Here is an 8,255-nt window from a genome sequence, read left to right on the forward strand (position 1 = left end):
GCGAATTACGATACCGCGAGCAACCAGACGACACGCCGAATCGATTGGATCCGAATGATGGCGGCCGATGCGCCTTGGTTTGTCCAGGATGTCCCTACGTTGTTCGTATCCTTGGCGAATCCTTATCATCTGTTCGATGCGCCGATGATCAAGACCTACATCAACGGCTATTCGGCGAATGACACAGTGAACGAAATCCTCGTGGAAAAATTGATCGGCAAGTCCGAATTCCAAGGCAAGAACCCTGTCGATCCGTTCTGCGGTGTCTGGGGCACGAACTTATAAAAGAGACCAAAGAATAATATAAAGTTTAGTGCTTGGATTAGCCCCGGAAAGATGAATAATCGTGAGATATCCATCTTTTCAGGGTGCTTGGGGCCGAAAAAGATGAATAATAAAAAGGTATTCATCTTTATGGGACAACACGGACTGAAAAAGATGAATAACAGAAAGATATCCATCTTTTCGGCCCCCCCAGCGGCAACCAATTCAATGTGGGATATGCATTAGAACTTATAAGGAGGCAAAAAAATGATTGTTGAAACGATAAAATTGTATCCGGAACGGGAAGACGTTACGTTGACGACCTATGTCCTGCAGGATTCACCGGAATTGTTGGACGGCGCCAACCGTCCGGCTGTGCTGATCTGCCCGGGCGGAGCCTATCTCTCCTGTTCCGATCGGGAAGCCGAACCCGTGGCGATGCGGTTTGCCGCGATGGGCTACCATGCCTTCGTGCTGCGCTATTCCGTGTATCTGGATAAGCACGAACCTTTCGAATCCATTTTTGGAGGAGTCGAAAGGCGCGAGCATACCGTCTTTCCGGCCGCGATTAGGGACATCGGCAAAGCCATGCTGACGATCCACGAAAACAGCGAAGCGTGGCTGGTTGATACGGATCGGATCGCACTTTGCGGCTTTTCGGCAGGCGCGCACAATGCCGCGACGTATTCAGTATATTGGGACAAACCGATTTTGACCGATCATTATCAAGTATCGGAAGAAAAACTCCGCCCCGTTGCCACGATTCTGGGGTATACGTTAAGCGACTACATTTTTATGAGAGAAACCGAAAAAGATGAAATGGCAACACTGCTGTTCGATGCCTCCGCAATGTCGCTGCTGGGGGAAGCATCCTCGAGTGATGACAGATTGAAGGAAGTGAGCCCGGCGTTGTTGGTGACAGAAAAAACACCGCCCATGTTCTTGTGGGCAACCGCATCAGATGCGTTAGTCCCGGTCGGGCACACGCTGCGGATGGGCATGGCGCTGTCAGAAAAAAAAATTCCGTTCGAGATGCATATATTCGAAGAAGGGCAGCACGGATTGAGCCTTGCCACGCAAGCCACAGCCAACGCCAAATCGCTGGTTGATCAGAATGCCGCCAAGTGGATCGACCTGGCGGACGCCTGGCTGTTGAAACGCTTCAGTTTTGAACTACAGGATGAAACCAGATGGAAGAGTTGAGCGGTATAAAAAATTTGTAGTGATTTAGTTTCACTGACTATACAAAAAACGCTTGCTCAGAATTGGAAATTATTCAAGTTGTCTGCTTCAGACTGAATTTCCGGAATTTATAACAAAGGTATATCCGAATCCCCAAGGCACAGTCGCGCTTTGGGGGTTCAAATTGTTTTATAGCCTCCATCTCACCAAAAATATATAAAGCAAAGGCAATGAAATTTTTCGCGCTACGAATTATTCAGGATTGTACATTAATTAAAAATTCAGGAGTTGATTGTTATGAGAAAACAAGCTTTAAATCCATATTTACCCAGTTTTGAATATGTACCTGATGGTGAACCTTATGTATTTGATAATAGAGTATATGTTTACGGAAGCCATGATAAGTTTAATGGGACAGCGTATTGCCAAAATAATTATGTATGTTGGTCAGCTGATATAAAAGATTTAGGTGAATGGAGATACGAAGGGGTTATATACAGTAAAGAACAAGATGCAATGTGTGATGATCCAAACGACAGACTGTTATTTGCGCCGGATGTTCAGAAAGGACAAGACGGAAGGTATTACCTTTATTATGCTTTTGATTTTCTTGGTGTAATGGCTGTTGCGGTTTGTGACACGCCTGCCGGTAAATATGAATTTTATGGACATGTACATTATGCTGACGGAACATTGCTTGGATCTAAAGAAGGAGATCCGTTCCAGTTTGATCCGGGGATTTTAGTAGATGATGATGGGAGTGTGTATTTGTATTCAGGATTCTGTCCCGAAAACTTTCCTTGGGATCGGTTTGGGTTCCCGGAAAGACTTGTAGAAGGTGGAATGGTTATAGCGTTAGAAAAAGATATGGTAACAATAAAAGAAGGACCGAAAGTTATTTTTCCAGATAAAACACATGGACGAGGCACCGATTTTGAAGGGCATGAATTTTTTGAAGCAGCCTCTATAAGAAAAATCGATGATACCTATTACTTTATATATTCTTCTGTAAACGGACATGAGCTGTGCTATGCTACATCCAAAAATCCAATTGGGGACTTTAAATATGGAGGGACTATTGTATCAAACGCTGATATTTTCTTAAATGGAAGAACGGATGAAGATGCTTTAAACTATTCAGCAAATAATCATGGAAGCGTTATTGAAATTAATGGACAATGGTATGTTTTTTATCATAGGCAAACAAATAAACATCAATTTTCGAGGCAAGGTTGTGCAGAGCCCATCACAATAGAAAAAGATGGAAGTATCAATCAAGTAGAAATGACCAGTTCCGGATTAAATAATGGACCACTCCATGGGCATGGTGAATATGAAGCCAGAATTGCTTGCAATCTTATGAGTAAACAAGGAGCAAAAAGATATGAATTTGGTGATGTGATAGAAGAGTATCATCCATACTTCACACAAGATGGAGAAGATAGAGAAGGTAATCCTAATCAATATATAGCTAACATGAACGACGGAGCTATAGCCGGTTTTAAATATTTTAATTTTAATCAAGTACAGGATATTTCCGTAACAGTTAGAGGAGCGGGCAATGGAGTTCTAATTGTTAGTACTGGAATTGGAGATGGGATTGTTTCAAAAATTAATCTTACGGAAACGGTTGATTGGGCTACTTTTACAGCGCTATTGAAAATAGATGAGGGTATAAAACCACTATACTTCACATATAAAGGTGAAGGAGCTGTAGATTTTCTGTCGTTTTCTATCAACTAAGATAAGGGCGCAATCATTTGATAGGGTTTTTGGGATGAGAAACGGGCAGAAAAGAGGATCGCCAGATTTTAACAATTTGGCAATCCTCTTTAATTTTTATTCAATAACGTATGATAACTAAGGTGGGATTTAGAACCCGTGCCGTTCGACACCCAACAGCGCAAAGGTTTTCTCCGCCAAGTCGTATTCGTACTTGAAGACGCAGCAGTTGGTGATGCCGTCCTTCATCACTTCGTGGGGATCTTGCCAAGCACTCAGGAAGTGGATGCAGGCGCCGGCGTGGGAGACGGCGAGGACCGTCTGGTGGTCGTCCTGTTCCATGATTTCGGTGCAGGTCTTGACCATCCGGTTGCGCACATCTTCCCCAGCTTCGCCGCCGTACTGCACGAAAAAGGTACTTTTGTCTTTGGGATTCAGATCTTCGCTTTCGCCTTCGAAGGTGCCGAAATGCATTTCCTTCAGGCCTTTCAGGCGTTGGTAGGGCATCAGTTCGTTCGTCACGATCTCCAGCGTATCGCAGGCGCGTTCGGCTGTGGAACAGTAAGCGTGATCGAGGTCGATCTCATCAAAGTAGGCACTGGCGATTCCGGCTTGCTGGATGCCGAGCTCCGTCAAAGGCGAATCGCAGGCCCCCTGGATTTTTTTGCGGACATTGAATAGGGTCTGGCCGTGGCGCATCAGATATAAAGTTTTTTTCATTAGAGGACCTCCTGGTATGTTGAGCGTATACATATCAATTATACTACTCGCTTCGGGGGTCAAGTCAACATGGAGTCTCTTCGTATACACGTTGCGCTCTCACATCACATGTGGCTGAGGTGATGTGCCGCACTGGTTCTCTCCTCCGGCGAGCGGAGGCCGCCTCATATTTAAAGTCTGTGCTCCGATGAGGACAAGCTCGCAGGAGATGAGCCCGCAAGCTACCGCTGTACTCCGGTGGGGGAACCCTCACAGGAGGAGCGCACCGATTCCGTCGCTCGGCGCGGAAATTCACTGGTGCAAATATTTTTGCGAAAACGCTTGACCTAGAGTTCACTTCAGGTGTTATGCTTAGCCTAACAAGTTAGCGATTACAAATCTACGAGGTGCTTTGTCGCGGAAAGGCGGTATCCATATGAAAAAAGACCTGCTATTGAAAATGTCCATCCTCTCGGCCTCGTTAGTCGTGGTGTCGGGAGGGGCCATCGCTGCCAATATCCCGGCCATGGCGAAAACGTTCGCGGATGTTCCGCTCCAAACAGTGGAAATGCTGTCGACCATTCCATCCCTGTTCATCATTATTTCGGTATTGATGAGCAATCTGTTCGCGCGTTATTTGGGTTACAAACGCACGATCCTGATCGGAATCGCAATCGTTCTCGTCTCCGGCATCATTCCGGCACTGATCGGCAATTTCTGGATCATTTTAGTTTCGCGGGCGCTCTTCGGTTTCGGTGTGGGCATGTTCAATTCACTCCTTGTCGCAATCATCAGCCATTTTTACGAAGGCGACGAAAGGGCGGCCATGATCGGTTACCAGAGCGCGTTTGAAGGCTTGAGCGGGATGTTTATGACTTTCGCCGTCGGACAGCTGTTGAAGCAGCATTGGCAAACCTCCTTTTGGGTCTATCTGATCGCATTGCCCGTCTTCATCCTGTTCCTGCTCTTCGTCCCGAATGTCGCTTATGACGAAATCGGGAAAGAAAAGCCTGCGGACGGGGAAATGAAATCATCGGCCGTTCCAAAAAACAGCGAGCCCGCTCTCAGCAAACGGGACTTCCTGGGTTACATCGTATTGCTGGTCATAGCCGTCATCATCTACATGTCCATCGCAGTGAAAGGGACGACCTTGATGACCACGCTGGGCTACGGCGATGCGACGGATGGCAGTAACATCCTGGCGCTGATTGGGGTGGGGGCCATGTCAGCCGGTTTTCTTTTCGGGAAGGTGTACCGCATCACACGAACCTATACGCTGCCGATTTCCTTCTCTGTAATGAGCATAGGTATGTTTTTGATCGCGTCATCGAACAGTGTCCTGCAGACCAGCATCGCAGCGGTCGTCTGTGGCTTTTCCTTCAGGACGTTCCTCCCTTATCTTTTCAATAAGGTCAGCACGTCCTCCGCCGGCAATGCGGCTTACCGGACTTCACTCATTCTTGTAGGCTTCAATATCGGCGCAGCCTTCTCACCATACGGCATCGTGGTATTGGAGCGGCTGTTCCAGGTAACCTCAGTACGCGGTATCTTCTACATCGAAGCTGCGATCCTGCTTGGGTTGGCGGTCTTCCGGTTTGTGGTGACCTTGAGGAAACCGCGGGAAAATGCGCAGATAGCTGCGGCAGAATAGAACGAAAAAATAAAATAAGACGAAAAAATCACCCGCGAAGGATTCTTTAGATCCTTTGTGGGTGATTTTTTGGTAGAAGGCGTGGTTAGTCGGCTATTTTTTAGTTTCTTCCGGCGGGCAATCATTTTTTTCCTCAGGGCTGTCTTCAGTTTGCTTGGGCTTCATCGCTCCGAGCGGAAAGGTCGGCAAGATTTCTTCGGATCCTTTCAAGCGGTACTTCAGCGCTCCGGATGGGCAAGTATGGATGACGCGCGCCACTTCTTCGGGCGTATCGGCATCAGCCAAAATCCAAGGTTTTCTTTTCGTGTCGAAGATTGCATTGTTCCCCCGCACGCAGTTGCCGGAATACGTGCAGACGCTTAAATTGAAGTAGACATCGACCTTTTCTCCTGTATATTTTCTATAGCCGTGCGCTAATAGTTCAGACTCGTTCATAATAATGGCTCCCCTCTCGGACCGCCTTTTGGCAGCGGATTCATTTGTGTCCATTATATCACTTTAGCCATGAAATCCGTAAAGGAATACTTCTTTTGGGCAAAGGTGGCCATGGGCGATGAAAAGTAGTAGACTGGGTTTAGAGAACAGGGAACTTTTTGATGTCCTGTGTGGCATAAAGAACAAAAAGATTGGGGTGAGAACAAATGGACGCAGATAGTAGTCAGGGTATAGCAGACAAACCACCTAGGCGCGGTTTTAGCCTGAATGGTTCCGCGTGGAGCCAGCCATCAGGTCTGTTTGTATCCTCAGCCCAATCGCAGATAATATAAACCGGAAACTTGTCGTCTTGAATCCGTCTGTTATGCCTTCAAAAAGATGAATCAAATTGGAGGTATGGACATGGAATTGAACGAAATGTTATTGAATGCAGTAGAAAACAAAAATGTTGCAGAATTGAAGGAGCTCGTCGGCGATCACTATCCAGTGGATGTCGCAACGGCTCTGTTTGAGTTTGAAGATGAAGAATTGGCAGCCTTGCTTAATCTGTTGGAAGCGAAGGAAATCGCCGCCATCATAGAGGAAGCGGAAGAGGAACTCCAACAAGGCATGATCGGCTTGTTGGACTCGAAGAAAATCGTCAAGTTCTTCGCCTACATGTCGCCCGATGACATTGCCGATATCCTGGGAACGATTGGTGTCGGACAACGCAAAGAAATATTGGGAATGATGAAAAAAAGCGACTCGAATGAGATCCAGATGCTTTTGGGGTATGGTCCGGACACTGCCGGGGGGATCATGACCACGAAGTACATCGCTTTGAAAAGCGGGCTCAGCATGAAAGATGTGCTGCAGGAAATCCGGCGCATCGGCCCTAAAACAGAAATCATCGAAACGATTTTTGTCGTCGATAGGGCGAATGAATTGATCGGGTCAGCCGACTTGCGGGATATTTTGGCCTCAGCCGAAGATGTCAGCTTGGAAGAAATCATGAACGACAATGTCCTTTCGGTCCGCCCGGAAACCGATCAGGAGGAAGTTTCGCTTATCGTTTCCAAATACAATCTGAAAGTCATTCCGGTCGTGAACCGCCGAAACGTCATCCTCGGCATCATCACGATCGATGACATCATCGACGTTATCGTCGAAGAACAAACAGAAGACTTGCTGATGCTGTCAGGGGTAAGCAAAGATGAAAAGGTCGGCAACAAAATCAGCACTTCTGTTGTCAGAAGGCTGCCTTGGTTGGTCATCAATTTGATGACTGCCTTCCTGGCTTCCTTTACGGTCGGGATGTTCGAGGATGTCATCATTCAAGTGGTCGCGCTTGCTGCTGCAATGCCGATCGTTACCGGAATGGGCGGGAATGCCGGCTCGCAGACGTTATCCGTGGTCATCCGGAGCATCGCCTTGGGGGAAGTCGATATAAAAAACGATTGGAAATATGTTTTCAACGAGGTCGGCTTGGGATTGATCAACGGGTCGGTGACCGGATTGATCACCGGAATCATTCTTTATTTTAGATATGATAATTTCTTTTTAGGGCTAATCATTTTGATAGCCATGATCGGAAATCTCATCATCGCAGGCTTCTTTGGATTCTTGATCCCCTTAGCCTTGAAAAAATGGGATTTGGATCCGGCAATTTCTTCCTCCATTTTCCTGACCACGGCGACCGATGTATTCGGGTTCTTCCTCTTTTTGAGCTTGGCAAAAATATTTTTGCCGTATCTATTGTGATAAGGGCTTATTTCGATATTTATAAAAGTTCCGAAAGAGATGGGAGCTTTATAAGCTGGCCGATTTTTTGATGGAATAGGTTTTCCGGGAGTTGCCTTTGGGATTCCCGGCAAAATAGCGTGATTGCGGTTATTGATTTACTTTTCAAGGAGGAATGGCCATGCTTGATGGGAAACGGAGGATGAGAATCCTTTTTACAGCACTTCTTTTGGCGTCTGCTGCGTCTGGTTGCGCGAACGGACCAAGTAGGGATCCCGCAGCCAAAGAGTTGGCATCAACCAAATATGATCCCCATGCTTTGGATGTATTCCATGTGGCACTTGCACCCGGTGCGGATGAATCGGAGCGGACGTTCAGTTGGCATACCCAGGATACGAACAAAAAGGGTGTGGTGGAGTTGAGCAGGTTGGATGAAGAGGGGAATGTCCTGTCGAGCGAGACGTTCGAGGCGACAGTTGAAGACATTTTGCGCGGCCGTTCAAGACATAAAGCGACTGTCTCTGGACTGGAGGAGAACCAGCTTTATTCCTATCGATTCGGGGACGGCCACCGTGCCTGGTCG

At 46.9% G+C, this 8,255-nt stretch carries 7 protein-coding genes and 1 pseudogene; 6 read left to right on the forward strand and 2 right to left on the reverse strand.

Translation table 11 applies throughout. The features are described from left to right. From WBV27_RS09795 to WBV27_RS09805, 3 genes and pseudogenes are all read left to right on the forward strand, one after another. Positions 1 to 285, forward strand: a pseudogene (locus tag WBV27_RS09795) (glycoside hydrolase family 3 protein); the annotation flags it as partial. Positions 286 to 531: 246 nt separating this feature from the next. Beyond that, positions 532 to 1,467: an alpha/beta hydrolase gene (locus WBV27_RS09800; protein ID WP_424201608.1), complete on the forward strand. Its 936-nt coding sequence runs from the start codon at positions 532 to 534 to the stop codon at positions 1,465 to 1,467. Positions 1,468 to 1,743: 276 nt separating this feature from the next. Then, positions 1,744 to 3,189, forward strand: a complete 1,446-nt coding sequence (locus tag WBV27_RS09805; RefSeq protein ID WP_424201610.1) for a family 43 glycosylhydrolase — start codon at positions 1,744 to 1,746, stop codon at positions 3,187 to 3,189. Between the two features lie 129 nt (positions 3,190 to 3,318). On the opposite strand, the gene WBV27_RS09810 is transcribed toward WBV27_RS09805, so the two are convergent. Continuing rightward, positions 3,319 to 3,888, reverse strand: coding sequence for a histidine phosphatase family protein (locus WBV27_RS09810; protein WP_424201612.1), 570 nt, complete (start codon positions 3,886 to 3,888; stop codon positions 3,319 to 3,321). Between the two features lie 415 nt (positions 3,889 to 4,303). On the opposite strand from WBV27_RS09810, the gene WBV27_RS09815 reads away from it, so the two are divergent. Then, complete coding sequence (locus WBV27_RS09815; protein WP_424201614.1) at positions 4,304 to 5,518, forward strand: MFS transporter; 1,215 nt, start codon at positions 4,304 to 4,306, stop codon at positions 5,516 to 5,518. A 93-nt stretch (positions 5,519 to 5,611) separates the two neighbouring features. On the opposite strand, the gene WBV27_RS09820 is transcribed toward WBV27_RS09815, so the two are convergent. Next, positions 5,612 to 5,953 carry a (4Fe-4S)-binding protein gene (locus WBV27_RS09820; RefSeq protein WP_424201616.1) on the reverse strand — a complete coding sequence of 114 codons (342 nt, stop codon included), beginning with the start codon at positions 5,951 to 5,953 and terminating at the stop codon, positions 5,612 to 5,614. Positions 5,954 to 6,355: 402 nt separating this feature from the next. Here WBV27_RS09820 and mgtE point away from each other — a divergent pair, with 402 nt between their 5' ends. Continuing rightward, complete coding sequence (mgtE, locus tag WBV27_RS09825; RefSeq protein ID WP_424201618.1) at positions 6,356 to 7,693, forward strand: magnesium transporter; 1,338 nt, start codon at positions 6,356 to 6,358, stop codon at positions 7,691 to 7,693. Positions 7,694 to 7,853: 160 nt separating this feature from the next. Then, positions 7,854 to 8,255 (forward strand): fibronectin type III domain-containing protein (locus WBV27_RS09830; protein WP_424201620.1); only part of this gene is annotated, 402 nt, incomplete at its 3' end.

Source organism: Trichococcus sp. (assembly GCF_049589555.1).
In the GTDB taxonomy this organism is placed as follows: Bacteria; Bacillota; Bacilli; order Lactobacillales; family Aerococcaceae; genus Trichococcus.

What these genes read in the sequence shown, in the direction of transcription:
- WBV27_RS09800 (WP_424201608.1), top strand. Translation starts at nt 532, where the DNA reads ATGATTGTTGAAACGATAAAATTGTATCCGGAACGGGAAGACGTTACG.
- WBV27_RS09805 (WP_424201610.1), top strand. Translation starts at nt 1,744, where the DNA reads ATGAGAAAACAAGCTTTAAATCCATATTTACCCAGTTTTGAATATGTA.
- WBV27_RS09810 (WP_424201612.1), bottom strand. Translation starts at nt 3,888, where the DNA reads ATGAAAAAAACTTTATATCTGATGCGCCACGGCCAGACCCTATTCAAT.
- WBV27_RS09815 (WP_424201614.1), top strand. Translation starts at nt 4,304, where the DNA reads ATGAAAAAAGACCTGCTATTGAAAATGTCCATCCTCTCGGCCTCGTTA.
- WBV27_RS09820 (WP_424201616.1), bottom strand. Translation starts at nt 5,953, where the DNA reads ATGAACGAGTCTGAACTATTAGCGCACGGCTATAGAAAATATACAGGA.
- mgtE (WP_424201618.1), top strand. Translation starts at nt 6,356, where the DNA reads ATGGAATTGAACGAAATGTTATTGAATGCAGTAGAAAACAAAAATGTT.